22 protein-coding genes and 2 tRNA genes are annotated in these 24542 nt (G+C 53.5%); 6 read left to right on the top strand and 18 right to left on the bottom strand.

All coding sequences use genetic code 11. The features are described 5' to 3' along the window. Window positions 1-7: 7 nt before the first annotated feature. On the bottom strand, window positions 8-235 hold the full coding sequence (locus CKQ54_RS12505; RefSeq protein ID WP_147412493.1) for a hypothetical protein: 228 nt from the start codon (window positions 233-235) through the stop codon (window positions 8-10). On the opposite strand from CKQ54_RS12505, the gene argS reads away from it, so the two are divergent. After that, complete coding sequence (gene argS, locus CKQ54_RS12500; RefSeq protein ID WP_120162661.1) at window positions 220-1953, top strand: arginine--tRNA ligase; 1734 nt, start codon at window positions 220-222, stop codon at window positions 1951-1953. The two genes, CKQ54_RS12505 and argS, sit on opposite strands and share 16 nt — an antisense overlap. Window positions 1954-2020: 67 nt before the next feature. Here the strand turns inward: argS and murJ are convergent, their stop codons facing one another. The 4 genes from murJ to rimJ all read right to left on the bottom strand — a co-directional run bounded on the left by murJ (window position 2021) and on the right by rimJ (window position 5938). After that, window positions 2021-3556: a murein biosynthesis integral membrane protein MurJ gene (gene murJ, locus CKQ54_RS12495; RefSeq protein WP_112288245.1), complete on the bottom strand. Its 1536-nt coding sequence runs from the start codon at window positions 3554-3556 to the stop codon at window positions 2021-2023. A 206-nt stretch (window positions 3557-3762) separates the two neighbouring features. After that, window positions 3763-4674: a Gfo/Idh/MocA family protein gene (locus tag CKQ54_RS12490; RefSeq protein ID WP_120162660.1), complete on the bottom strand. Its 912-nt coding sequence runs from the start codon at window positions 4672-4674 to the stop codon at window positions 3763-3765. A 12-nt stretch (window positions 4675-4686) separates the two neighbouring features. Next, window positions 4687-5340: a YceH family protein gene (locus tag CKQ54_RS12485; protein WP_120162659.1), complete on the bottom strand. Its 654-nt coding sequence runs from the start codon at window positions 5338-5340 to the stop codon at window positions 4687-4689. 10 nt (window positions 5341-5350) lie between these two features. Next, window positions 5351-5938 (bottom strand): ribosomal protein S5-alanine N-acetyltransferase, encoded by a 588-nt coding sequence (gene rimJ / locus CKQ54_RS12480; RefSeq protein ID WP_013575017.1) that lies wholly within the window; start codon window positions 5936-5938, stop codon window positions 5351-5353. 212 nt (window positions 5939-6150) lie between these two features. On the opposite strand from rimJ, the gene mdtH reads away from it, so the two are divergent. The 3 genes from mdtH (at window position 6151) to CKQ54_RS12465 (ending at window position 8985) form a co-directional block, all read left to right on the top strand. Continuing rightward, window positions 6151-7356: a multidrug efflux MFS transporter MdtH gene (gene mdtH, locus CKQ54_RS12475; protein WP_120162658.1), complete on the top strand. Its 1206-nt coding sequence runs from the start codon at window positions 6151-6153 to the stop codon at window positions 7354-7356. 266 nt (window positions 7357-7622) lie between these two features. Continuing rightward, window positions 7623-8270, top strand: coding sequence for a glutaredoxin 2 (grxB, locus tag CKQ54_RS12470; protein ID WP_120162657.1), 648 nt, complete (start codon window positions 7623-7625; stop codon window positions 8268-8270). Between the two features lie 151 nt (window positions 8271-8421). Further along, on the top strand, window positions 8422-8985 hold the full coding sequence (locus CKQ54_RS12465; RefSeq protein ID WP_120162656.1) for a lipoprotein: 564 nt from the start codon (window positions 8422-8424) through the stop codon (window positions 8983-8985). 65 nt (window positions 8986-9050) lie between these two features. Here CKQ54_RS12465 and CKQ54_RS12460 read toward each other — a convergent pair. From CKQ54_RS12460 to CKQ54_RS12435, 5 genes are all read right to left on the bottom strand, one after another. Continuing rightward, a protein-coding gene (locus tag CKQ54_RS12460; RefSeq protein WP_120349677.1) for an IS3 family transposase occupies window positions 9051-10414 on the bottom strand; the annotation gives its coding sequence in 2 pieces (ribosomal slippage) (window positions 9051-9925 and window positions 9925-10414; 1365 coding nt in all). Window positions 10415-10508: 94 nt separating this feature from the next. Next, on the bottom strand, window positions 10509-11093 hold the full coding sequence (locus CKQ54_RS12450; protein WP_120161876.1) for a TorD/DmsD family molecular chaperone: 585 nt from the start codon (window positions 11091-11093) through the stop codon (window positions 10509-10511). 60 nt (window positions 11094-11153) lie between these two features. After that, window positions 11154-11894: a phosphatase gene (locus CKQ54_RS12445; RefSeq protein WP_120161875.1), complete on the bottom strand. Its 741-nt coding sequence runs from the start codon at window positions 11892-11894 to the stop codon at window positions 11154-11156. A gap of 67 nt (window positions 11895-11961) precedes the next feature. After that, window positions 11962-12903: a glyoxylate/hydroxypyruvate reductase GhrA gene (gene ghrA, locus CKQ54_RS12440; protein WP_120161874.1), complete on the bottom strand. Its 942-nt coding sequence runs from the start codon at window positions 12901-12903 to the stop codon at window positions 11962-11964. A 123-nt stretch (window positions 12904-13026) separates the two neighbouring features. Further along, on the bottom strand, window positions 13027-14508 hold the full coding sequence (locus tag CKQ54_RS12435) for a peptide MFS transporter (RefSeq protein WP_120161873.1): 1482 nt from the start codon (window positions 14506-14508) through the stop codon (window positions 13027-13029). A 396-nt stretch (window positions 14509-14904) separates the two neighbouring features. On the opposite strand from CKQ54_RS12435, the gene CKQ54_RS12430 reads away from it, so the two are divergent. Continuing rightward, a tRNA-Ser gene (locus CKQ54_RS12430) sits at window positions 14905-14994 on the top strand. A 69-nt stretch (window positions 14995-15063) separates the two neighbouring features. Here CKQ54_RS12430 and CKQ54_RS12425 read toward each other — a convergent pair. Continuing rightward, a complete protein-coding gene (locus CKQ54_RS12425) occupies window positions 15064-15816 on the bottom strand; it encodes a GolD/DthD family dehydrogenase (RefSeq protein WP_120161872.1) in 753 nt (250 codons plus the stop codon). After that, window positions 15813-17138, bottom strand: a complete 1326-nt coding sequence (locus CKQ54_RS12420) for an MFS transporter (RefSeq protein ID WP_120161871.1) — start codon at window positions 17136-17138, stop codon at window positions 15813-15815. Before CKQ54_RS12420 ends, CKQ54_RS12425 begins: the two co-directional genes overlap by 4 nt. Window positions 17139-17413: 275 nt before the next feature. On the opposite strand from CKQ54_RS12420, the gene CKQ54_RS12415 reads away from it, so the two are divergent. Next, window positions 17414-17503: transfer RNA gene (locus CKQ54_RS12415), tRNA-Ser, on the top strand. Between the two features lie 63 nt (window positions 17504-17566). Here the strand turns inward: CKQ54_RS12415 and CKQ54_RS12410 are convergent. The 6 genes from CKQ54_RS12410 to CKQ54_RS12385 form a co-directional block, all read right to left on the bottom strand. Then, window positions 17567-18085, bottom strand: a complete 519-nt coding sequence (locus CKQ54_RS12410) for a DUF4760 domain-containing protein (protein ID WP_120161884.1) — start codon at window positions 18083-18085, stop codon at window positions 17567-17569. 243 nt (window positions 18086-18328) lie between these two features. After that, window positions 18329-19309, bottom strand: a complete 981-nt coding sequence (astE, locus tag CKQ54_RS12405; protein ID WP_120161870.1) for a succinylglutamate desuccinylase — start codon at window positions 19307-19309, stop codon at window positions 18329-18331. An 18-nt stretch (window positions 19310-19327) separates the two neighbouring features. After that, window positions 19328-20671, bottom strand: a complete 1344-nt coding sequence (astB, locus tag CKQ54_RS12400) for an N-succinylarginine dihydrolase (protein ID WP_120161869.1) — start codon at window positions 20669-20671, stop codon at window positions 19328-19330. Window positions 20672-20681: 10 nt separating this feature from the next. Beyond that, window positions 20682-22160 (bottom strand): succinylglutamate-semialdehyde dehydrogenase, encoded by a 1479-nt coding sequence (astD, locus tag CKQ54_RS12395; protein WP_120161868.1) that lies wholly within the window; start codon window positions 22158-22160, stop codon window positions 20682-20684. Beyond that, window positions 22157-23230, bottom strand: coding sequence for an arginine N-succinyltransferase (astA, locus tag CKQ54_RS12390; protein WP_120161867.1), 1074 nt, complete (start codon window positions 23228-23230; stop codon window positions 22157-22159). Before astA ends, astD begins: the two co-directional genes overlap by 4 nt. Before the next feature lie 28 nt (window positions 23231-23258). Then, window positions 23259-24479 (bottom strand): aspartate aminotransferase family protein, encoded by a 1221-nt coding sequence (locus CKQ54_RS12385; protein WP_120161866.1) that lies wholly within the window; start codon window positions 24477-24479, stop codon window positions 23259-23261. Window positions 24480-24542 lie beyond the last annotated feature (63 nt).

Raw genomic sequence — 24542 nt, 5'->3', positions numbered from 1 at the left:
TCCTATCTCATTTCAGTTTGCTTATCTTCAGGGTCGGGTAATTTACACAGCCTTTCATCCGGTTGCCAGAGACGCGCCGCAGAATCGCGTTTTCATTGCCGTCAGGCGTGCGGCGATACTGACGCCGCAGGGCTAATATGATATAAACACGCATCATTTTAGGTTCATCCGCATTGGGATGAACAGCAAACAACTCCATTCCTAAATAAAGGTACTTCGGTGAATATTCAGTCACTTCTTTCAGAAAAAGTCAGCCAGGCGCTGATCGCAGCAGGCGCATCCGCCGACAGCGAAGCGCAAGTCCGTCAGTCCGCCAAAGCGCAGTTCGGCGACTATCAGGCAAATGGCGTAATGTCCGTGGCAAAAAAACTGGGTATGCCACCACGACAACTGGCAGAGAAAGTGGTTGAACTGTTAGATCTGAACGGTATCGCAAATAAAGTCGAAATCGCCGGTCCGGGATTCATCAACATTTTCCTCGATCCTGCGTTTGTTGGCGCGCATGTTGACAGCGCACTGAACGACGAAAAGCTGGGCATCACGCCGGTTGAGCCGCAAACCATCGTTATCGACTATTCCGCGCCAAACGTGGCGAAGGAAATGCACGTCGGCCATATCCGTTCCACCATCATCGGTGACGCCGCCGTGCGCACCAATGAATTCCTTGGTCATAAAGTGATCCGCGCTAACCACGTCGGCGACTGGGGCACGCAGTTCGGGATGCTGATTGCCTATCTGGAAAAAGTGCAAAACGAAAATGCCGGTGACATGAATCTGGCGGACCTGGAAGAATTTTACCGCGCTGCGAAGAAAAACTACGACGAAGACGAAGCCTTCGCCGAGCGCGCACGTGGTTACGTGGTTAAATTGCAAGGCGGCGACGAATACTGCCTGCAAATGTGGCGCAAACTGGTCGACGTGACCATGAAGCAAAACCAGCTGACGTATAACCGCCTGAACGTGACCCTGACAGAAGATGATGTGATGGGTGAAAGCCTGTACAACAACATGCTGCCTGGCATTGTCTCCGACCTGCAGGCCAAAGGGCTGGCAGTCGACAGCGAAGGCGCTGTGGTCGTTTATCTTGATGAATACAAAAACAAAGATGGCGACCCGATGGGCGTTATCATCCGTAAAAAAGATGGCGGCTATCTGTACACCACCACCGACATCGCCTGCGCGAAATACCGCTACGAAACACTCGGTGCCGACCGCGTTCTGTATTACATCGATTCCCGTCAGCACCAGCATCTGATGCAGGCGTGGACCATTGCGCGTAAAGCCGGTTACGTGCCGGATTCTGTGGCGCTGGAACACCATATGTTCGGCATGATGCTGGGCAAAGACGGCAAGCCGTTCAAAACCCGCTCCGGCGGCACAGTGAAACTGTCTGATCTGCTGGATGAAGCAATTGATCGTGCGCGTAAGCTGATCACCGAAAAAAATCCGGAAATGAAAGACGCTGCTGAACTGGAAAAACTGGTGAATGCTGTCGGTATCGGCGCAATCAAATACGCTGACCTGTCAAAAAGCCGTACCACTGATTACGTCTTCGACTGGGACAACATGCTGGCGTTCGAAGGTAACACTGCGCCATACATGCAATATGCTTATACCCGTGTGGCTTCCATCTTCAAACGTGCAGAAATCGACGTGAACAGCCTGACCCAGCCTGTTGTGCTGAGCGAAGAGCGTGAAGCCGCGCTGGCAACCCGCCTGTTGCAGTTCGAAGAAGTGCTGACTGTCGTCGCCCGTGAGGGCACGCCACACACCATGTGTGCATATCTGTACGACGTGGCAGGCCTGTTCTCCAGCTTCTACGAGCATTGCCCTATCCTGAACGCAGAAGATGAAACCAGCCGCAACAGCCGCCTGAAACTGGCATTGCTGACACAACGCACGCTGAAAACTGGTCTGGATACGCTGGGTATCGAAACTGTAGAACGTATGTAATTCGCAGTATTTCGATATTAAAAAAGGGCGCTTATGCGCCCTTTTGTGTTTCCGGAATCTAATCCAATCAATCCAGACGTCTCGCAAATTCTTTCACGCGGAAGCCCAGCAGTCCGAGTACGGCAAAATACGCCACCACGCCCACCGCGACCACCGCTGCCAGACGCGCCAGACGATATGCCATACCGCCCACGTCCCACGCTGGCATCACATACATCATGCCCAGCAGTGCCGCGGACATCGCTATCACTGCCACAAACAGTTTGATCAAGAACGTTCTCCAGCCCGGTTGAGGCTGAAAGATATCCTGCTTGCGCAATTGCCAGTACAGCAGCGAAGCATTCAGGCAAGCTGCCAGACCAATCGACAGGGAAAGTCCCGCGTGTTTCAGCGGTCCGATAAAGGCCAGGTTCATCACCTGCGTCATCAGCAAGGTAATGATGGCAATTTTCACCGGTGTTTTGATGTCCTGACGGGAATAGAAGCCCGGTGCCAGCACTTTCACGACGATAAGACCCATCAGGCCGACGGAATACGCCACCAGCGCACGTTGCGTCATCGAGGCATCAAACGCACTGAATTTACCGTACTGGAACAAGGCGACCGTCAATGGTTTCGCCAGAATGCCCAGTGCGACAGAGCTTGGCAGCGCCAGCAGGAAGCACAGACGCAAGCCCCAGTCCATCAGGCGGTTGTATTCGCCATGATTACCGCTGGAGAAACTGCGTGCCAGTGACGGCAGCAGTATGGTGCCCAGCGCCACGCCCAGCACGCCGGAAGGAAACTCCATCAGGCGGTCAGCGTAATACATCCATGAAACGGAACCGGACACCAGGAATGACGCGAAGATCGTGTTGATGATCAGGGAAATCTGGCTGACGGAAACGCCCAAAATAGCGGGTCCCATCTGACGCATCACGCGCCACACACCGGCATCTTTCAGATTCAGACGTGGCAACACCAGCATGCCGATTTTCTTCAGATGCGGCAGCTGATAACCGAGTTGCAGCAAACCACCAGCCACCACCGCCCAGGCCAGCGCCAGCACCGGCGGATGGAAGTACGGAGCGGCAAACAACGCAAAACCGATCATGCTGACGTTCAGGAACGTCGGCGCAAACGCCGGTATCGAGAAACGGTTCCAGGTATTGAGTATCGCACCGACCAGCGATGCCAGTGAAATCAGCAGGATATACGGGAAAGTAATACGCAGCAGCGAACTGGTTAGCGCAAATTTATCCGGTGAATCAACAAAGCCCGGCGCCGTAATATAAATCACCCACGGCGCGGCAATCATGCCCAGAACGGTGACAATCGCCAGAACCAGCGTCAGTAAGCCGGAAACGTAAGCGATAAAGGTGCGGGTGGCTTCTTCGCCCTGCTGCGTTTTGTACTCAGCCAGGATCGGCACGAAAGCCTGAGAAAATGCCCCTTCGGCAAAAATACGGCGCAGCAGGTTGGGGAGTTTAAACGCCACAAAAAAGGCGTCTGTGACCATTCCGGCGCCAAATACACGTGCCACAATGGCATCGCGGGCAAAACCTAATACACGTGAAAACATCGTCATGGAACTGACGGCTGCCAAAGATTTAAGTAGATTCATGTCACTTTTCTTGTTTACCGGTTAGCTGATAAATGAGTCAGTTAAACAACCACGCCTGCATCAGCAGGCGTGAAAGATGAACCGGCATGGCTCAAAGATGCGCTTAGTCTACGCATCCGCCATGCAATAGCCACCGGCAGTTGTTTTATGTTGTTATAGAGTGTTAACCGCGCCATCCCGCACGGCTTCTCCGTTAAGCACTCAGGTTAAGAATTCAGAATTTTCTCGATCATCGCCTGCGCATAAATTGCCTGCTCACCGCTGGTTTCCGGCGCAGTTTGATTGCTCACACAATCGACAAAGTGTTCAATCGCTCCGACAAATCCGCGCTGCGCCAGCGTACTTTGCCAGCCCGGCACCGGCAGTTGCGTCAGAATATCCTGCTGTTCCGCGCGCCAAATTTGCATATTGTCCAGCTGATACACCGCGCCTTCCGTTACCGCCTGAACACTCTCACGGGCAGTTCCCGCACGGCGGTGCATGGATGTCGTCACCAGCGTTTCGCCGCACAGGAAATGGTGTTCGCCGTAGAGCATCTGGTCTGCTTCGTTAATCTGAAGCAGACCGCTTTCCAGAGTGGCATTTCCACCCGCCAGCCACAGTGCGGTATCAACCACGTGCAGATAATCGTCCAGCAAGGTGAAACGCAGATCGTTTGGTCCGACGCTGTTGGTCCGGTGTTTATCCATGCGTAATGACGCCGCATCCTGCATGTTCTCTTTGAGCTGGCGATACAACGGCGCGAAACGGCGGTTAAAACCGACCATCAGCGCTTTGCCTGCCTTGTGCGCCTGTTCTACCAGCTGTTCAGCCTGATCAAGTTCTGCCGCCAGTGGTTTATCGACATACACATGCACGCCCTGCGCCAGCAACTGCACGACCACCTCGAAATGGCTGGCGGTGCTGCTGTGAACGAAAACCGCATCACACTGACTGGCCAGTTCATCTATACGGGAAAAACAGGCCATACGGTAACTGTCACAAACGGCCTGTGCTTTTTGCTGATTCGGAGAAAATCCGCCTGCCAGCGTCCAGTTTTCAGCGTGGCTCAGCACTGGCAGATACGCTTTCTGCGCAATTCCGCCAAGCCCGATTACACCAATTCGTAATTTACTCACAACCCGCTCCTTTTAATCAGCCAGGTGTTGCAACAAATTTTCCAGACGCTGTTTCAGCTCAGCGACTTCTGCTTCCAGCGTTTCTACTCGCGCAGTCAGATCTGCACTTTCAGGCGCTGAACTGAATAATGTCTCTTCAGCGGCACCGGCCACGTTGCTGACTTCTCCGCTAAAAAGATGCATAAACCGGCTCTCGCGTTTACCCGGTTCGCGGGCCAGACGCACACAGAACGGGCCGTCTTCACGGTTCGTCAGTTCAGTCAGGGTTTGTTCTACTTCGGCAACATCAGAGAAATCATGCAAACGGTTAGTGCGGGTTCGCAGTTCACCGGGCGTTTGTGCGCCGCGCAGCAACAGCGTGGTGACCACCGCCACTTCCTGCGGGGAAAATTTGAGATTACCGAATTCGGAATTACAGAAACGATGCTCGTACTTCATGGTGCGCGAGCCGCTCAGGGTGCGGATTATGTGCTTGCGCAGCAGTAAATCCAGCGTCTGCTGCACCTCACTCTCGCTCAGTTCCATGACCGGTTCGCGGTTAGTTTTCTGATTGCAGGCCGTGGTCAGGCCGTTGAGGGTCATCGGATATTGTTCTGGCGTGGTGAGTTGTTTTTCAAGCAAACAGCCCACGACACGGGCCTCCCGGGCGCTGAGTTCGTGTTTCATACTGCTCTCCTTATCGGGACGGGGGTGTCCATTCTTGCCAGGTTAATGCTGTCAGCACGTGATCCTGCCACTTGCCGTCGATCAGCAAATAGTCCTTCGCATAACCTTCACGTTCAAAACCGAGACGCTCCAGTAACTGACCGCTGCGTTTATTGTGCGGCATGTAATTCGCCATGATGCGGTGCATCTTTTGCTGGCGTTGCATATAGCGGATAAGCGTCTGCAACGCTTCCTGCATCAGGCCTTTGCCCTGCCATTCCTGACCGAGCGAATATCCCAGGAAACAGGCATGAAAAGAGCCACGCAGTACGTTGCTGAAATTCGCCACACCCATCACCCTGTTTTCATCGGGATCGAGCAAAATAAAGTAATAGGCGCTGCCCTGCTTTTGCATCTCGGTAATCAGCCCCAGACGCGCCTGCCATCCGGAGGGATAACAATGGCTTTCATCCCTGACCGGCTCCCAGGGTTTCAGAAACGCACGATTCTCGGCGTAGTATTCAGCCAGCCGGTGCGCATCACGGTCATGAACCAGGCGCAGAACCATCCGGTCAGTGGTAAGCCGCACCTTTGGCACGGCAGATTTGTAGCCAAACATCCCTTCCCTCCACATCCCGCATGGGTCGATAAATAGAATTTATAGGAAACGACAGATCATCGCTAATTCTGCCAGTCAGAACGCGGCTTGACGATAAAAAAATATTATCAATAGCGCCCTATCTAAATGCCTGTTTCCGGTTCAGACTGGGAGCATCTTTTCTCCTTTCTGTATCTGCCGGACAGGATACAAATAATCGCTCATGGTGAAGCATGTCTCTGGTATCACAAGCTCGGAGCTTGGGTAAGTATTTTCTGTTATTAGACAACGCGCTGGTTATTTTAGGCTTTTTCGTGGTTTTTCCGTTGATCTCGATCCGATTTGTCGATCAGCTTGGCTGGGCAGCGATGGCCGTTGGTCTGGCGCTTGGCGTTCGTCAGCTTACACAACAGGGATTAGGCATTTTTGGCGGAGCGATTGCTGACCGGTTCGGCGCAAAACCGATGATTATCACTGGCATGTTATTACGTGCGGCGGGCTTCGCCACCATGGCGATGGCCGATCAGCCGGGGATCCTGGTCGGCTCCTGTATTCTCTCCGGCCTCGGCGGCACGTTGTTTGATCCGCCACGTACCGCGCTGGTGATTAAACTGACCCGTCCCCACGAGCGCAGCCGTTTCTTCTCCCTGATGATGATGCAGGACAGTGCAGGTGCTGTGATTGGCGCACTGATCGGCAGCTGGCTGTTGCAGTACGACTTTCATTACGTCTGCTGGGCCGGAGCAGCCATTTTCTGTCTTGCCGCAGCCTGTAACGCCTGGCTGTTACCTGCTTACCGTATTTCCACCATGCGTACCCCGATGCGCGAAGGCATGATGCGCGTGTTGCGCGACCGCCGTTTTCTGGCTTATGTCCTGACGCTCACCGGCTATTACATGCTGACCGTGCAGGTCATGCTGATGCTGCCTATCGCGGTCAATGATGTCGCGGGCAGTCCGTCGGCGGTGAAATGGATGTATGCCATTGAAGCCGTGCTGTCACTGGCATTTTTATATCCGATTGCCCGCTGGAGCGAAAAACGCTTCCGCCTCGAGCAGCGCCTGATGTTTGGATTGCTGATCATGACACTCAGCCTGTTACCGGTCGGACTGGTTACCTCAATCAATCCGTTATTATTGCTGATCGGCTTCTTCTATATCGGTTCCATCATTGCCGAACCGGCGCGTGAAACCCTCAGCGCATCACTGGCGGATTCCCGCGCACGCGGCAGTTATATGGGCTTCAGCCGTCTCGGGCTGGCACTCGGCGGCGTGATTGGTTACACCGGAGGCGGCTGGATGTACGACACCGGCCGGGCGCTGCAACTGCCTCAGTTACCATGGTTTCTGCTCGCCGTTGTCGGCTTTATCACCCTCACCGGTTTGTACTGGCAATTCAATCTCCGCCGCATCGAACCGGCCATGCTCAGCGGGGGCTGATCTCTTACTCATTTTTTTAATACCCAAAATGACTGGCGTTGTAACAAGGCGGCAAGCGAGTGAACCCCGATGAGCTGTCAAAGGTCAGTGATTCGGGTAAACGAGCGTAGCCAACACAGTGACAGCGACAAGCATGACGGGCAGGTTTGATCTCATCAGCATCTATATCCATACTGAATCATAGCGTTAGATAAAATCCGAACCTACATCCGGCAGTTTTCATGCACCCTACAGGTCACCGCCGGCGACAACAGGAGCCACGAACTATGAGACTTTACGTTTACGAACATTGCCCTTTCTGCGTGAAAGCACGCATGATTTTCGGTTTGAAGAACATCCCGGTTGAGATCAAAGTACTGCTCAATGACGACGAAAAGACGCCGGTTTCGATGGTGGGCAAAAAGATGGTGCCTGTCCTGCAAAAAGCCGATGGCGGCTTCATGCCTGAGAGCATGGATATCGTGCATTACATCGACAAAAGCGACGGCAAGCCGCTGCTGACCGGTCCGCTGAATGCGTCAATTGCCGCGTGGTTGCGTCAGGTTTCTGAATATACCGGACGTCTGTTGTTGCCGCGTTTTGCCTCCGCACCATTGGAAGAATTTTCCACGCCTGAAGCGCGTAAATACTTCTCCGATAAAAAACAGGCCGCCAGCGGCAGTTTCGCAGAGCATCTGCAACATTCCGAAGGTCTGGTGAAGAAGATCAGTCAGGATTTGCGCGCACTCGACAAATTGATCGTCGAGCCGAATGCGGTGAACGGCGAGCTTTCCGAGGATGATATTAATCTGTGGCCGCTGCTGCGTTCGCTGACAATTGTACAAGGCATTGACTGGCCTTCGCGCGTGCAGGACTATCGCGACAACATGGCGAAGCAAACGCAGGTCAATCTGTTAACCCGCCTCGCGAGCTAAGCCCGTCATACTTAGCTGCCGGAAGTGCGCTTCCGGCAATTTTCCCTTTTCTTCCCTGCCTCCGGCACTTAGGCTAATCAGCGTTGTCTGATTGGAGCCATGACGCTTTCGGGTCATGCTGACAAAATAGCATTTACGTAGTGAGGGAAGAATGACAAAGCGATTTCTGGGTGCCGCAGTCCTGATATGTGCCAGTTTACTGGCCGGTTGTAATCAGCTGACGCAGTACACCATCAGCGAGCAGCAGGTGAATGATTACCTGCAAAAGAACAACAACTTCGAGAAACAGTTGGGTGTTCCCGGACTGGTAGATGCAAAACTGATCCTGACCAATCTCAGCAGCCAGATTGGTCGCGCAGAACCCGGCATCGTGACCCTGACAGGCGACGCGCATGTTGATATCTCTTCATTATTTGGCCCGCAAAAAGCCGATATGCGCCTGACCCTGAAAGCGCATCCGACGTATGACCGTGAGAAAGGCGCCATTTTCCTGCGTGATATGCAGGTGGTGGATTACACCATCAAGCCGGAAAAAATGGATAACGTGATGAAAGGCCTGATGCCTTATCTGAACAATTCACTGAACACCTATTTCAATCAGCGTCCGGCTTATGTGCTCAATGGCGATCACAGCAAAGGCGAAGCGATGGCGAAGAAACTGGCGAAAGGGATAGAAGTGAAACCGGGGCAGTTAGTGATACCATTTACTGATTAGTCTGCGTAAACCAATAATAAAAAGCCCGGCGTGTGGACTGACCCCATAAAGTTGGACAGTTCATGTTAAGCGGCTTTCAGGGCCTGGGTTCGGTATTCTACCGGACTCAGGCCTTTTAATTTCAGGCTTATTCTTTCGTTGTTGTAGTAATGGATATATCCCTCTATCGCCTCCCTCAGTTCCCTGAGACTCCCGAACTGGCTCAGGTAAAAACACTCCGATTTCAGCGTACCGAAGAAGTTCTCCATTACAGCATTATCCAGGCAGTTTCCTTTACGCGACATACTTTGCGTTATGCCCTCTGCCTTTAATTTTGCCTGATAGGCTGCCATTCGATACTGCCAACCCTGATCCGAGTGCAACAACGGGGCATCTTCTGGACTGAGCTTTGCGAACGCATCACGCAGCATGGTATTCACCATTTCCATCACCGGTCTTTCCGACAGGCTGTATGAGATGATTTCCCGGTTAAAAAGATCGAGAACCGGTGACAGGTACAACTTTTTACCCTGTATCGAGAACTCTGTAACATCCGTAACCCACTTTTCGTTGGCTTTTGATGCACTGAAGTCCCGACTCAGGATGTTGGAGGCTGCCTTGCCCGCTTCCCCTTTCCAGGCGCGATATTTCTTCACCCTGATAAGCGACCGGAGCGACACCTCTGCCATCAGCCGCTGTACTGTTTTATGGTTCACCAGCAGCCCCTGCTTTCTCAGTGAGAGCGTGATCCTGCGGTAACCATAACGCCCTTTATGATGGTGGTATATCTCTCTGATTTTGTCTTTCAGTCCGGCATGCCTGTCCACTCGCTTCAGCGCGTTCATATTGTGATACCACGTACTGCGGGACATCCCCGCTGCACGCAGAAGGTCACTAAGCGCATAATTACGCCTTAGCTCACTGATTATTGCGGCTTTTTGCCGTTTTTCTCGCTTTGAACTAAGGCCTTTAGCTTTTTTAGGTAGGCATTCTCTGCACGCAGGTAACGGAGCTCAGCCCGCAGCTCTTCGGGAGATAACTTTTCCAGCGCCTCATCGGTAAGTGGGGATGCTTTTTTGGGTTTTGTCATGCCTTTTCTCCGGCCGGGTTTTATGCTCAGAAGTCCATTCTCACCAGCGTCTTTATAGACATTAACCCAGTGCCGGACGACGGTCTCGTTTGAGATATTAAACCGTGCGGCAGCTTCGCGCATTGAAAGTTCTTCACCGAGAACAGTCCGGACAACAGCAATCCGGAATGCCGGAGAATGGCGGTCATTTTTCCAGGTAATGCCATCAATACCGTGTAATTGCCAGGCTCTGACCCAGCGACGAACGGATGTTCTTTCGACACCAAAACGTTCTGCGGTCCGTTGTGTCCCGTCATTGCCGTAGAGGTAATGGCTGACCACAGCCATTCTGGTTTCGAGGGTATATTTTGGCTTCGCCATAAAAAACTGCACCTTACTCAGTTGGGTGTCCAACTTTTGGGGTGCAGTCCAGTGATTGCTCACCGCCGGGCTTTTTTACGTTCAGTCGTCCGGATTACTGGTCGTCTTCTTCAGCGTCGTCCAGATCCGGCGGCAACTGTTCTTCGAGTTCGTCACGCATCGCCTGCAAGGCTTCACGACTGATTTCAGACAGTGTGCGGTAGAAGCCGCTGGTGGCATGGGCTTCGACTTTACCGAGGAATTTGCCGCACCACGGGAACAGGTATTCATCGAACAGCGTGATCTGCGCGCTGACTTCATCTTCCTTCGATTGATCTTCCAGCCAGGAAGCCGCCAGCAACATACCGCCAAAATGATCGGCAGGCGTTTCCCCCAAAGGCATTCCGCGCTGTTGCAGGAATGTACGCACATCCATTTCATTTGCACCGTCAACATAATCGCTGCGGAACGGCGAAACCGCGCATTCTGAGCCGACAAAAAGACGGTTAAATTCAGCGGCCAGTGCTTCAGGATTGGCGCTTTCCTGCAAACGGACCAGTAAAGCATCCTGTTCCAGCGGCCAGTGTTCGCGCAGCTTGCCGTCCTGAATCAGACCAAACAGCGGAACCAGTAACGGATCCTGCGGCTGACGGTAAAACAAGGTGCCCAGCACGCGGCAGACAATCGAAAATTCATTCATAACAGTAACCTGATAAGACAATGAAAAGGGTTAATCACCCGCAATTTGGTCGCGACAATGTCACAGTTCGCTTAATTCAGCAATGGGCGCACGTCCACGTGTTTCAAGAAAATCGAGAAAACGACGCGGGCTGACGTTAAGGATACGGTCCTCAGGGAAATCAATTTCACGCAGGATACGTTCGCAATGTTCAAAACCGCCCAGCGAGTAAGCAATGTGCGAATCTGATCCCAGCGCCAGCCAGCCACCGGCTTCTTTGACTGCCAGCGCAATAGCGCGGCAGTTAGGCTCGCTGCCCACGCGGGAATGAATAAATGAGGAGTTATTCAGCTCCAGCGCGACGTTATATTTCGCGGCAGCGGCTGCCACGGCCGGAATATCAATCGGGTATTTCGGGTTACCGGGATGCGAAATAATATGCACTTCACCGCCCGCCATTGCCGCAATGACCGCCGCAGTATGGGTTTCTTTATCAACCGGTTGCATCACCGGCTCATGGAAACCAGCAATAATGACGTCAATTTCTTTGAGCATCGGGCCGGTACAGTCGATATCACCGTTGATGTTTTTGATATTCGATTCAATGCCGCGCAGGATGCCGATTCCGTTCACCAGACGCGGCCAGACCCGCATATTCATAAAGTGCCAGTAGTGCGGTGCATCGGCCATATCAGGGCCATGATCGGTGATGGCAAACAGCTTAATGCCCTTTTCCGCTGCCTCATCAATGTAATCATGTAACGTGCTGTAGGCGTGTGTGCTGGCAACAGTATGCATATGTAAATCAACCGGGTACGGCATGTGCTCTCCTTGAAGTCTTCCGCTGCGGCGAAATAACCGCAGCATTTATAATGTTAGCAGATGAATGTCAGTAACCCCGACCGAGATCGACGCGTCCTTTAGGCTCGCGCCCCGCTTCTATCGCCAGAATATTGCTGACGATGCTGTCCATGGCTTCTTCCGGCAGCGTATCAGCAGCGACGTGCGGCGTAATACTCACGCGCGGATGCGACCAGAACGGGTGCATACCCGGCAGCGGCTCTTCGACGAAAACGTCAAGCGCGGCAGCCGCTATTTGTCCGCTGTCGAGCGCTCGCAGCAAATCGCCTTCCACCAGATGTCCGCCCCGGCCAAGGTTAATCAGATACGCATTATGCGAAAGATTTGTGAACAGTTGATGATTGAGAATACCGGCGGTGTGTGGCGTATTTGGCAACAGATTAATCAGCACCTTGCAGCCACTGGCAAAAGTCGCCAGTTGATCGTCGCCATAGAAACTCTGTACGCCTTCCTGCGACTTGGCGCTGCGGCTCCAGCTGCGCACGGTAAACTGCATATCCACCAGCGCCTGCGCCACGCTGCTGCCGAGTACGCCGGCACCGAGAATACCGATGGTGAATTCACTGCGGGAATGCGGCGAAAGCGGACGCCACTGTTTTTGTTGCTGGAACAGCTGATACTCGTCCATCCGCCGGAAATAACGCAGGACGCTGGCGAGCGCATATTCCTGCATCTGTAATGCCATGCCGGTATCTTCCAGGCGCAGTAATGGCACACCGGCAGGCAATGTGCCCGGCTGACGCTGTTCCTGCGTGAGAATGGCATCGACGCCCGCCCCCAGCGCGAAAATTCCTTTTAGCGCAGTGCGCGGCGCGAGCATAGCGTAAGGCGGTCGCCAGACCAGGGCGTAATCTGCCGGTTCATGATCATTAGCATTCCACGCGCGCACGTTGGCCTGCGGTAATCTTTTCGTTATTCCGTCAATCCAGGGTTTTGCATCAGATGTAGGGTGGTAAAAAATAATGTTCATCGGGGAAACCTCCTGTGAGCGGATAGATTTCCCTGAATATCATCGGGATGCAACCCTGTGACGCAAAAAAGAACAAGCCCCGAAGAACGGGGCTTGTTAAATGATGTGCTGTGATGACAAAAATCAGGCCACAGAAGGCTCGCGGTGGATCATCCGGCGCAGCAGCGGAATAAGAATGAGCAGCACAACACCTGTCGCAACAGAACCCCAGCCCAGTGCGTTAAACACCTGACTGTATCCCGGATTAGTCAATACCGGCGTACTGCCGGCATTTTGCGGCATCAGTCCGGAAATGTAGCTTGCCAGCACCGACGCCACGCCGGTCACCATCATCCAGCAGCCCATCATCACGCCCTGATAACGCGGCGGCGCCAGTTTGCCGATCATCGCGTAACCGATAGGGGAAATCAGCAGTTCACCGATACTTTGCAATACATAGCTGATGGCAATCCATTTGAACGCCACCAGCCCGTCGCCGCCCGCCAGATGAATACCCAACGGCAGAACCAGCATCCCCAACCCCATACAGAACAAGGAAGCCGAAAACTGCGCCGGAATATCAATGTTCCAGCCGCGCTGACGCAGACGGTTAAACCACAGCGCCATCAGCGGCCCGCCGATGACGATCACCACGGTATTAATGTTCTGGATCCACTGCGGCGCCACGCGGATACCGTACACATTCAGGTTGATGTTATTTTCGGAGAACAGCATCAGCCCCATCGGCGCAAGCTGATACAACATCCAGAACACCAGTGAGCCCAGCGCCAGCAGCAGATAGGCTTTCATGCGGCGACGCTCACCGGCATTACGATGGCGGAATGTGACCAGCGTCATTAGCGCGAAAATCACAATACCCAGCGCCACCACGAAGTAACTGCTGAATTCTGCATGAGTCAGCAACATACGGATCACCGGCACCAGCACGATCAGAATGGCAATACCCACCGCCAGCCGGCGCAACCACTGACTGCGGCTGACCTCTTTGAGCGGTGTACTGATGTCAGCCAGAATTGACCAGCGGGAAAGTGTCACGACAATCGCCGCCACATTACCCAGTGTGGCAAACAGGAACAGCGCGCGATAGTTTTCACTCAGCTGGAAATAACCTGCCACTGCGAAACCAATAAAGAAGCCGAGGTTCATCCCGGCGTAGTTCCAGAGGAAGGCCGATTCGCGACGGTCATCATCTGGTGCAAAGCGCTGTGTCAGCATCATGTTCAGACAGGTAACGTTCAGCCCGCTGCCGGTCAGGAACATCGCCAGCCCCCAGTACAACCCCGTCACGCCTTCCATCGCAATCAGCGCGCAACCAAACACCTGTAACACCATGCCGAGCACGAACAGATTACGGTTGCTGAGATAACGTCCGCCAAGATAGCCGCCGAACATATGCAGCCCGTAGTTGAATGCGCCGAACACGCCCATGATGGCGTTGGCGTTATCTTCACTGAAACCGAGTTTCTTGGTGGCGTATAACACCAGCGTGGAATACAGCACCGCAAAGCCGAGCGTCGCGAATGTCTGAACGAAGAATAATGTGCCCGCCCCGGCAGGTATTGCCGTCCGGTGTTGCGACGTCGTCGCGTTATTTGACTGACTCAAGAATAACCCCTGCCCTTATGTGGTAAACAAACTCTGCTTCAATCGGTGACTTGTACAGTTCTTATGCGAAGCATTTTTTAACAGTGCATTGTTATACCGCTACCACCAGCGATTACCACAACATATCTTGCTATTTCGCCGTAACAAAAAGTGTTTGCGGGATAATTGTGCTTTTATGCAAAATCCCTAATTACTTATGCATTCTGATAAGCAATTTTAATCACGTCCGGCAACCAGATAACCGTTGTTCATCCTTCACGCGCTTTTTGCTCTGTAAATCATCAGATTGCTCTAAGTTTGTCTAATCGGCACGGATCCTGCAAAAGAGGGTTGACGCTGAGCTCACTTTTCCCTACATTAGCGCCGGTCAGCAGCACTGCGGTGCAGCCGACGACTGGAGAGGTGTCTGAGTGGCTGAAGGAGCACGCCTGGAAAGTGTGTATATGAGCAATCGTATCGAGGGTTCGAACCCCTCTCTCTCCACCACATTAAAGAAAAAAGGTCCTGATGAAAATCAGGACCTTTTTTTTGCTTCAGACAATCCGTACAGGCAACTCAGATAATCGTATAGCCGCCGTCGACGATAAGATTTTCGCCGGTGATCATCCCGGCTTTATCGCTGACCAGATAGGCTACCGCGCCGGCAATTTCATCCGGCATCGCAAATCGACCGGCGGGAATTTTTGCCGTCATGGCCACTGCTCTTTCACCCTGCCAGTAGCGTTTACCTAATTCCGTTTCCACCACCGTCGGTGAAATCGTATTAACGGTAATGCCAAATTGCCCCCACTCCGCCGCCAGCACTTTTGACGCGATCACCAGACCGGCCTTGCTGGTGCAATACGCCGCATGATTCTCCAGCGCAATAACACTCGCCTGTGAAGCGATATTCACAATGCGCCCGTATTGCTGAGCAATCATGTATTTTCCGGCAGCCTGCGAAAGAAAATAGGGTGCGGTAAGATTCACTAACAATGTGGCATCCCAGCTCTCTTTTTTCACCTCAGAAGCCGCTTCGAGAATGCCTATTCCGGCGTTGTTCACCAGAATATCAATCCGTCCGTAACGGCCGATAACCTGCTCAATTAGCGCGGGAATGGCGGCAATGTCCGACAAGTCAGCCGCGATACCGAACCCGTCGCCGGTCATTCTTTCCGCCTGCACGACAACCTGTGGATCCTTATCCACCATCACGACGGTTGCGCCGAGCTGGATCATCAGTTCAGTGATCGCCAGTCCGATCCCTGCCGATGCCCCTGTCACGACGGCAATTTTGCCTTTGATGCCAAAAAATTCGTTGATGTTCATTTTTCTTCCTTCAGTGAGAGAGAGGTCAGGTCCGTTTCTGTCTTTACCGGAACCCGTGCGGGCTGTGGATTGCGGATAAACCAGGTCAGAACACCGCCGATGAAATAGAGCGCCGAGTAGCAGATCACCACCGTTTTGATATCGAACGAGGCACTGAACAGCACCGTAGCGATAGCCGGACCAATGAAATTGCCGATACCACCGCCGAGATTCTGCACGGAGATCGCCGCGCCTTTATGCTCAGGTGCCAGCATCGGGAAAATCGCGCCCATCGGCACAAAAGAGGTAATCGTGAAGGCCAGCAGCAGCCCGAAGAAAATGGCCATACCAAGATTTGCCGGGAAATATAAAGGCATGAAATAAAACAGCAGAGTAGTGATAGTGCAACCGAAGAAGCCAACCCAGCGCATCTGGAACAGCCAGCCAATACGGTCACCGATAATCCCCCACAGCACATTGGTCACCGGCTGAACCAGGAAAAATATTCCCCAGATGCGCATCCATTGCTCAGGGGTAAAACCGACGTTTTGTGAGGTGTAGTGCAGCGGCATAAAGATAGGAAATCCAAACAACGCGAGGTTACAGAGAATGCGGATAATCAGCGCCAGACAAATATCTCTGTTGGCAAATATCAGGGTAACACCACGGCTGATTTCCAGCAGTTTCGCCGCGCCCGGCATCGCCGTTTTATTTTGCGAGGGCAGTTCTTTCAGCGTTAACAACGCAATTGCGCCCCCGACAATCACCCATGCCAGTGACATCCACAACGTGGTGAGGAACCCCCACAATGGAATGGTCACGCTCGGAAGAAACGACGCAATGATGCCGTAACCGATGGTGAACATCGACCAGATCCATCCCGTCGCCGACGCCAGCCTGTGTGAAGGTGTTCTTTGCACTACCAGCACATAGAACGCGTAGAAGAACAGCGGATAGGCGAAACCGCGCAGCGCATAGAACACCAGAATCAGTGGATAGTTTTTGGCAGCGAGTCCGAAGTGGATAAACAGCACATGGAACACGACCCACCAGACTACGCCCAGCGCCATAATTTTGCGCGGGCCGTAAATCTCGCTGATGCCACCGGACAGCCAGCTGGCAATGGCGGCAGTGATGGCATAAACGGTGAATACCATTGCGCTTTGCGAAACGTTAAATCCGATATCAATGATGTATTTCGATAAAAAGGCCAGTTCGACGCCATCGCCGGTCATAAATATAGCAATGGCGATATAACCCCAGAAAAGTTTGACGGGCATTCCAAAGACAACTTTCGACATTTCTGACGAGTTTTCAAAGGCAGGTGATGAGGTTGAAGTCATTTCCGCTGTATCCTGATTTAAAATAATTGTTAGGAAGGGACGCGGATTGAGTATAAAAAACAGGCTGAACGATACCTTTCCCTGCCTGCCAGCAGTTCCCGAAAATGGCGCTGAGGGTTAACGACTATTGAGGTGCTTCACAGAGTGGAGATTCAGCAGACTGATGCTGCATAGAGTCTGAGCGGCTGGCACAAAACGCCGAAAATTTTCTTGACCCTTCGCGGCTGTCTCCCTATAGTAGCGCCCCGTTGCAACGTATGCGCTGTAACGAACACGGTGAGGTGTCTGAGTGGCTGAAGGAGCACGCCTGGAAAGTGTGTATACGAGAAATCGTATCGAGGGTTCGAACCCCTCTCTCACCGCCAAATTAAAGAAAAAGGGTCCTGATGAAAATCAGGACCCTTTTTCTTTTGGTGAAGATCATGTACTCAGCGGATAAACCGGCCTCTTTTTGCATTCAGTGGCTGATTTCTCCATCGCCCGGCGAGCCATTCAAATTCCTGATAAGTATTATCCGATTTCAGTTCTTCCCGCAGAGCTTTAATTAAAGGCTCAGCAATGTTCCAGGTGTCGATCACGGTCGAATAAGAAGTGCGTTTAATCATATCTTCATCATAAATACCGCTCTGAATGGTCACCGCAACACGCTCATAAAAATTAAGGATGTATTGGAACTTACTACACTCACGGATTTCATCTTCAGTAAGCGGTGAAGCTTCCGGTGGAAATACAAATGAGCGGAAAGACTTTCCTGAACTATGTACCTTTTTCAGTACTTTCAATGACTGGGCATAGCGGGTATCTGTTCGACTTTCAAAAAGAAAAACAGCTGTCTGAGTTCTTTTTGCAATACGGACGTTATAAACAATCGTGCCTATAGCGACAAAGACGCCGATAAGCAGAATGATATTGCTGATGAGTTGCAGTTCTAACGCGTCAAATTTCATGATTTTCATCCATGAAAAAGGCGGGATTCCCCGCCTTATTTAGATCAGTTTCTTTTAAAACCAATCGTATTCGTCATACATCATGTTCATATGATCCTCCCTGAGCCGTTTTTATAACGTTTTCACGTTACAAAAACATGCAATGAATTCAACATCATGCCGAATCAGATGAGCATAAAGTACGCACAAGGTCGCTAACTTGCAATACTGTATGAACAATTCAGGAAGACATCTCGCAAAAAATCACATCTTCACTAGCATCAGCCCTGCCCTTAATCCTAATGCAACATTCGGATTGGGAAACAGCACGACTTCCTGGTCTGCTTCGACCTGGTAGGTTTTGCCGCTTTCCTGCGCGATAACAAAACCTTTGCTGAACGCCGTAAAGTTCAGGGCATCTGCCGGGACAAACAGCTCAAAATCTTCCTGTGAGCGGATCACATCCTGCACCACGCGATAATGCACCAGCGGCGCGGCGGCTTCACGGATGGGCAACGGTTCACCGCTGACCAGCGTTTCCAGCGCGCGGCGGATACCGGTGAATTGCGTATGATCGTTACTGCCAAAGGGCAGCGCCTTGCCCAGTTCCAGCGTGCAGCTGTCGGCCTGAAAAACATCACTGCTGAAATGCGTAAAAGTACCGCCCGGCGACCGGTGATGCACCAGCGCATCCAGCCCGGCGGCATCAAGCCACGCCAACATCGCTTCGCTTTTCGGGCGCGCCTGAAGCGGCAATAAACCAAAACGGACATGTTGTGATCCGCGGATTGCCGTGTGCAAATCATAATGGTATCGCTGCGTGGTATCCGCAGCGGCAGCACTGCGGTAAAACAGTGCCATCACCTGTTCGAGTTCCTGCGCCCGGCGGCTTTCATCATTCGGCGTATAACGCGCATGACGCCCGCCGAACATGCGGTTCATGTCCGCATCGACAAACCGCTTATTAATGCGCATGGAAGGCGGATTGCCCAGTAATACCAGCAACCTGACCCGCAGCTGCCGTTGGCCTGAAAGCAACTCGCTGACCAGCTGATTCAGCAACTCAACCGGCGCGGTTTCATTGCCGTGGATACCGGCGGAAATGACCACAGCTGCTTCGCAGGGCTGACGCGGTGACAGCTCGAGAATGCCCTCGCCGCGCCACTGCCAGTCCAGCGTTTCGGTTTGTCCGGCAGGCTCTGTCAGAGCATCGCCGGAAAGCGTCGTCGCCAGTAAATCAAACATATCTCACTCCTTTGAGGTTCAGCGCTGGAACGGATAAATCGCACCCAGCCCCAGAATATTGGTCAGTTCGTCAAGCGCAGTACGCACTTCGGTCAGAAGCTGCGGATCGGCCAGATCTTTCGCCTGCATCCGGTCACGGTAATGCGTATCCACCCAGGTATTGAGCCGGGTAAACTGACTGTCGCTCACCAGAGAGGCCACGTTCACGGCGTTCAGCTCGTTGCGATTTAGCGCCACCCGCAGGCGCAGACACGCCGGACCACCGCCGTTACGCATACTTTCCCGCAGATCAAACACTTCAATCTGGTCGACGGGCCCGCCGCTGTCTTTCAGCGCCGACAAATACGCCCACACACCCGCGTGCTGGCGAGACTCTTCCGGCACCACCAGCATCATTTTCCCGTCCGTTTTGCTCAGTAACTGGCTGTTAAACAGATAGGTCGCCACCGCATCATCGAGCGATACTTTTGATTGCGGCACTTCAATCGGCTGAAAATCCAGCTCAAGCGCCGCCATTTTTTTGCGGATTTCGTCCAGCGCTTTACCTGAATTCACAAACGCCTGTTCATGATGGAAAAGCACGTTGGCGTTGCTGACAGAAATTACGTCGTTATGAAAAACGCCGCTGTCGATGGCGTGCGGATTTTGCTGGATAAACACCGTTCGCTTTTCGTCAAGCTGATGTAAACGCGCCACGGCGTCACTGGCCAAACGGGTCTGACGTGCCGGATAACGTACCGGTTCATTCCCGTCCTTCACCAGCCCGTCACGGCCATAAACAAACACCTGCACGCCGGGTTTATCGTATGCACCGCATAAACGGTTGTGATTGGCCGCGCCCTCGTCTCCGAGCGCCGCCACCTGAGGCAGCGCGTCGTGATGGGCAAAATATTTATCCGCGTGGAATGTGGCACGCAAAATCGCAGATGTAGTTTCAGCCTCAATCGCGCGGTGGAATTTATTGTTCAGGTTGGCGACGGTGAAATGCACGCGCCCGTCGGCGCTGTCCGCCGAAGGCGAAACGGTTGCCGCATTCGCGACCCACATGGCAGATGCCGAACTCAGCGATGACAGCAAACGTGGCGAATACGCCTGAGCTTTGGTCAGCACCTCACGGTCACTGCCACCAAAACCCATTTTACGCAATGTGCTCAGATGCGGACGCTCATGCGGAGGCAAAATCCCTTGCGCAAAACCCAGGTCAGCCAGCGCTTTCATTTTCAGCAGACCCTGTTTCGCCGCCAGACGCGGATTGGCGACTGCATTCTGATTTTTGGTCGAGGCTTCGTTGCCAAACGACAGCCCCGCATAATGGTGCGTTGGCCCGACTAATCCGTCGAAATTTGCTTCACATCCAGACATTCCTGTCTCCTCAGGTTGTACGGAAATCAATACCAGGCGACAACGTCGCAGGGAGTTCCAGCTTGTCTGTTTCCAGCGAGGCCATCGGCCAGGCGCAATAATCCGCCGCATAATAAGCACTTGGACGGTGGTTGCCTGAAGCGCCGATGCCACCGAAAGGCGCGTTGCTAGATGCGCCGGTCAGCGGTTTGTTCCAGTTAACAATGCCTGCCCTTGCTTCCAATAATAGCTGCTCAAACTGATCCCGCTCAGCGGAGATCAGTCCGGTCGCCAGGCCGAAGCGTGTCTGATTGGCGAGGGCAATGGCGTGATCGAAATCGCTGTAGCGGTAAATGCTCAGTAAAGGACCAAAGTATTCTTCATCAGGAATACCTGCCACGCCGGTCAGATCGATGATCCCCGGCGTCAGCACGGTATTAAGCGGATCCGGACGTGTCAGCAACAGCAAGGGCTTTCCGCCCAGCGCCAGCAGTTCGTCCTGCGCTTTCAGCATATTGCGAGCCGCGGCGTCAGAAATAACGCCACCCATAAATGGCTGCGGATCGTCATTCCAGCCGCCCACACGCAACTGCATGGTCACATCCAGCAAACGGGCGATAAACGCATCACCCGCCGCGCCCTCTTTCACCAGCAGGCGGCGCGCACAGGTACAACGCTGTCCGGCAGAAATAAAGGCCGACTGAATGGTCAGGTTAACCGCCGCATCAATGTCTTCTGCCGGCTCGACAATCAGCGCATTGTTGCCGCCCATTTCCAGCGCCAGAATTTTTTCAGGCTGACCGGCCAGTTGTCGATGCAACTGGTAACCGGTGCCCGCGCTGCCGGTGAACAGCAGGCCGTCAATATTGCCGCAGGCCGCCAGTGCCTCGCCGGTGCTGCGTCCGCCCTGTACCAGATTCAGTACGCCGTCCGGCAGCCCGGCCTGTTGCCACAACTTCACCGTTTCTTCGGCGGTTTTCGGCGTCAGTTCACTCGGTTTGAACACCAGCGTATTACCCGCCAGCAAGGCCGGAACAATATGTCCGTTCGGCAGATGTCCGGGGAAGTTATACGGGCCGAAAACGGCCAGCACGCCGTGTGGCCGGTGGCGCAGAACCGCTTCGCCGTCGGGCATAGCGGTGTATTTTTCGCCGGTACGTTGCTGATTAGCTTCCAGTGAAATCGCCACTTTGCCAATCATTGCCTGAATTTCGGTCAGCGTTTCCCAGCGCGGTTTGCTGGTTTCCTGGCTGATGATCTCTGCCAGCCGGGTTTTGTGTTCAGTCAGTAAATCTGCGAAACGTTGAATCACCTCAGCGCGTTCGGCCACGGTTTTACGCGCCCATGCCGGGAATGCCGTGCGCGCTGCCGTACAGGCGGCTTCGACATCTTCTGCATTGGCGCTCAGCGCCGACCACAGCACCGTGTTATCCGCCGGATTGGTTTTGTTAAGCTGCGCGCCTTGTCCGCTGCGCCACTGGCCCTGAATAAAAAGTGCAGGTTGCATCATGCGAGACTTTCCTTTTTGAGAATTTGGGTTGCGGGATTAACGGAGCTGCCGGGAAAAAGCGCCACGGCGCGCAGCGTATCGCCTTCGCGCAGGCCGAGTATTTCAGCCTCTGCGGCGTTAAGTGACAGGTTTTCCGGGGTTTCACCTCCCGGAACCAGCAGGGCACGGAAGTTCTGATACTGCTCATTAGCGACCAGATACAGCGGCTCATCGTCACCGCTGCGTTCTTCCGCCAGCCGCACCGGCAACAGGCGGCTTTCTTTCACCGCGCGTAACTGATCGATTTCGCCCTCGAGCGTCGGACCGGCATCGAAAATATCCACGTAACCCTCGTAGCGCAGCCCTTCGCCTTCCAGCACGGCTCGCGCCGGTGCGGTTTGCGGATGCACTTCGCCGATCACTTCACGGGCTTCATGACTGAGCAGTTCGGTATATAAAGGATGTTTCGGCATCAGTTCGGCGATAAAGGATTTCTGCCCCATGCCGGTCAGACGATCGGCTTCGGCGAATTCCATACCAAAGAAGTGCCGCCCGACGCTGTCCCAGAACGGTGAATGACCATTGTCGTCGGAGACTCCGCGCATTTCAGCGATCACCTTGCGCGAAAAGTATTCGCGGAACGCCGCGAGAAACAGGAAACGGACTTTTGCCAGCAGCTGACCGTTTTTACCGTTGCGGTAATCCGCATCAAGAAACAGCGTGCAAAGCTCGGTATAACCGGTGTGATCGTTGCTGAGAAACAACGTCGGCACCGGTTTGTAAATGTTCAGGCTTTTGGAGGCATGGACCAGTGTACCGAGGCGAAAGTTGTACCACGGCTCACTGAGTCCGACTGCCACTTCAATGGCGCTGACGCCGACCACTTTTTTCTTTTCGGTGTCTTCGAGCACGAACAGATAGCCCTGTTCGCCTTTATCCAGACGACCTTCCCAGGTCGCCACTGAGCGCTCAATGCGCCCGCGTAAATGCGCTTCATCCTTGGGCAAAGACGTTAAACCGATGCCGGTTTTGCCTGATAACTGCAGAATATCGGCGAGATCGCCGGGCCGCACAGGTCTAATCAACATCATGATGCTCTACCTCATTTTACCCAATTAATCACACGCACAGGCGCGCGACAGCTCGCTCAAGGCGGTTCAGCCCTTCTTCAATATCGGCGCCCGGAATGATCAGCGATGGCGCAAAGCGCAGCACGTTAGGTCCGGCAATCAGCGCAATCAGCCCTTCTTCCGCCGCCAGCGTATTCAGCTGTTTGGCCTGATCTTTATAACGCGCATTCATCACTGCGCCGATCAGCAAACCCTGGCCGCGCACTTCGCTGAATACCTGATAACGGTCGTTAATGCGTTTAAGCCCGGCGATAAACCAGTCATGCCGTTTAGTGACTCCGGCTAACACCTCAGGCGTGTTAATCAGCTCAAACACCTTGCCTGCTACCGCCGTCGCCAGCGGGTTACCGCCATAAGTGGTGCCGTGCGTACCCGGCTGGAATAACGCGGCATAACGGTCGGTGGTCAGCATCGCACCAATCGGGAAACCGCCGCCCAGCGCCTTGGCACTGGTCAGAATGTCCGGCACCACGCCGTAATGCTGATAGGCATACAGCTCGCCGGTACGCCCGACGCCGGTCTGCACTTCATCGAAAATCAGCACCGCCTGATGCTTGTCACATAACTCGCGCAGACCTTGCAGGAATCCGGCATCTGCGGGTACCACACCGCCCTCGCCCTGAATGGGCTCAACAATCACTGCGCAGGTGCGGGAAGAAATATGGCTGGCGACAGCGGCCAGATCGTTAAACGGCAGATGGGTAATCGCCTGCGGTAAGGGCGCAAAATCTTCGGAATATTTCGGCTGACCGCCGGTCGTTACGGTAAACAGCGTGCGGCCATGGAAGGCGTTTTTGAAGGCGATGATTTCGTTCTTTTCGCCACCGGCTTTATTGCCGTACAGCCTGGCCAGTTTGAGCGCCGCCTCGTTGGCTTCCGCGCCGGAGTTACAGAAAAAGACTTTGTCAGCAAAGGTGGCGTCGATCAGTTGCTTCGCCAGACGCAACACCGGTTCGTTGGTGTAACCATTGCCCAGATGCCACACTTTATCCGCCTGTTCGTGCAGTGTTTTACGGATTTCCGGGTGCGCATGGCCCAGCGCATTCACGGCAATGCCGCCCGCAAAGTCGACATAATCTTTGCCCGCCTGATCCCACAGCCAGGATCCTTCACCACGCACGGGAATAAACGCCGCAGGGGCATATACCGGCACCATCCAGTCATCAAAGTTCTGGCGGCTGACGTTTTGTGGTTGCTGTTGGTGTTCCATATAAACCTCTTAATGTAAGGCCAGTGACTGGCTGAATTCAGGGTGCAGGAGCCTGCCCCCCAT

Origin of the sequence: Rahnella variigena, from assembly GCF_003610915.1 — a bacterium.
Taxonomy (GTDB): Bacteria; Pseudomonadota; Gammaproteobacteria; order Enterobacterales; family Enterobacteriaceae; genus Rahnella; species Rahnella variigena.
This window is presented reverse-complemented; position numbering and strand designations above follow the sequence as displayed.

What these genes read in the sequence shown, in the direction of transcription:
- CKQ54_RS12420 (WP_120161871.1), bottom strand. Translation starts at nt 17,138, where the DNA reads ATGACTTCAACCTCATCACCTGCCTTTGAAAACTCGTCAGAAATGTCG.
- CKQ54_RS12385 (WP_120161866.1), bottom strand. Translation starts at nt 24,479, where the DNA reads ATGGAACACCAACAGCAACCACAAAACGTCAGCCGCCAGAACTTTGAT.
- CKQ54_RS12465 (WP_120162656.1), top strand. Translation starts at nt 8,422, where the DNA reads ATGACAAAGCGATTTCTGGGTGCCGCAGTCCTGATATGTGCCAGTTTA.
- astB (WP_120161869.1), bottom strand. Translation starts at nt 20,671, where the DNA reads ATGTCTGGATGTGAAGCAAATTTCGACGGATTAGTCGGGCCAACGCAC.
- astE (WP_120161870.1), bottom strand. Translation starts at nt 19,309, where the DNA reads ATGTTTGATTTACTGGCGACGACGCTTTCCGGCGATGCTCTGACAGAG.
- CKQ54_RS12425 (WP_120161872.1), bottom strand. Translation starts at nt 15,816, where the DNA reads ATGAACATCAACGAATTTTTTGGCATCAAAGGCAAAATTGCCGTCGTG.
- grxB (WP_120162657.1), top strand. Translation starts at nt 7,623, where the DNA reads ATGAGACTTTACGTTTACGAACATTGCCCTTTCTGCGTGAAAGCACGC.
- murJ (WP_112288245.1), bottom strand. Translation starts at nt 3,556, where the DNA reads ATGAATCTACTTAAATCTTTGGCAGCCGTCAGTTCCATGACGATGTTT.
- CKQ54_RS12445 (WP_120161875.1), bottom strand. Translation starts at nt 11,894, where the DNA reads ATGCCGTACCCGGTTGATTTACATATGCATACTGTTGCCAGCACACAC.
- astD (WP_120161868.1), bottom strand. Translation starts at nt 22,160, where the DNA reads ATGATGCAACCTGCACTTTTTATTCAGGGCCAGTGGCGCAGCGGACAA.
- CKQ54_RS12485 (WP_120162659.1), bottom strand. Translation starts at nt 5,340, where the DNA reads ATGAAACACGAACTCAGCGCCCGGGAGGCCCGTGTCGTGGGCTGTTTG.
- CKQ54_RS12410 (WP_120161884.1), bottom strand. Translation starts at nt 18,085, where the DNA reads ATGAAATTTGACGCGTTAGAACTGCAACTCATCAGCAATATCATTCTG.
- ghrA (WP_120161874.1), bottom strand. Translation starts at nt 12,903, where the DNA reads ATGAACATTATTTTTTACCACCCTACATCTGATGCAAAACCCTGGATT.
- mdtH (WP_120162658.1), top strand. Translation starts at nt 6,151, where the DNA reads ATGTCTCTGGTATCACAAGCTCGGAGCTTGGGTAAGTATTTTCTGTTA.
- rimJ (WP_013575017.1), bottom strand. Translation starts at nt 5,938, where the DNA reads ATGTTTGGCTACAAATCTGCCGTGCCAAAGGTGCGGCTTACCACTGAC.
- astA (WP_120161867.1), bottom strand. Translation starts at nt 23,230, where the DNA reads ATGATGTTGATTAGACCTGTGCGGCCCGGCGATCTCGCCGATATTCTG.
- CKQ54_RS12450 (WP_120161876.1), bottom strand. Translation starts at nt 11,093, where the DNA reads ATGAATGAATTTTCGATTGTCTGCCGCGTGCTGGGCACCTTGTTTTAC.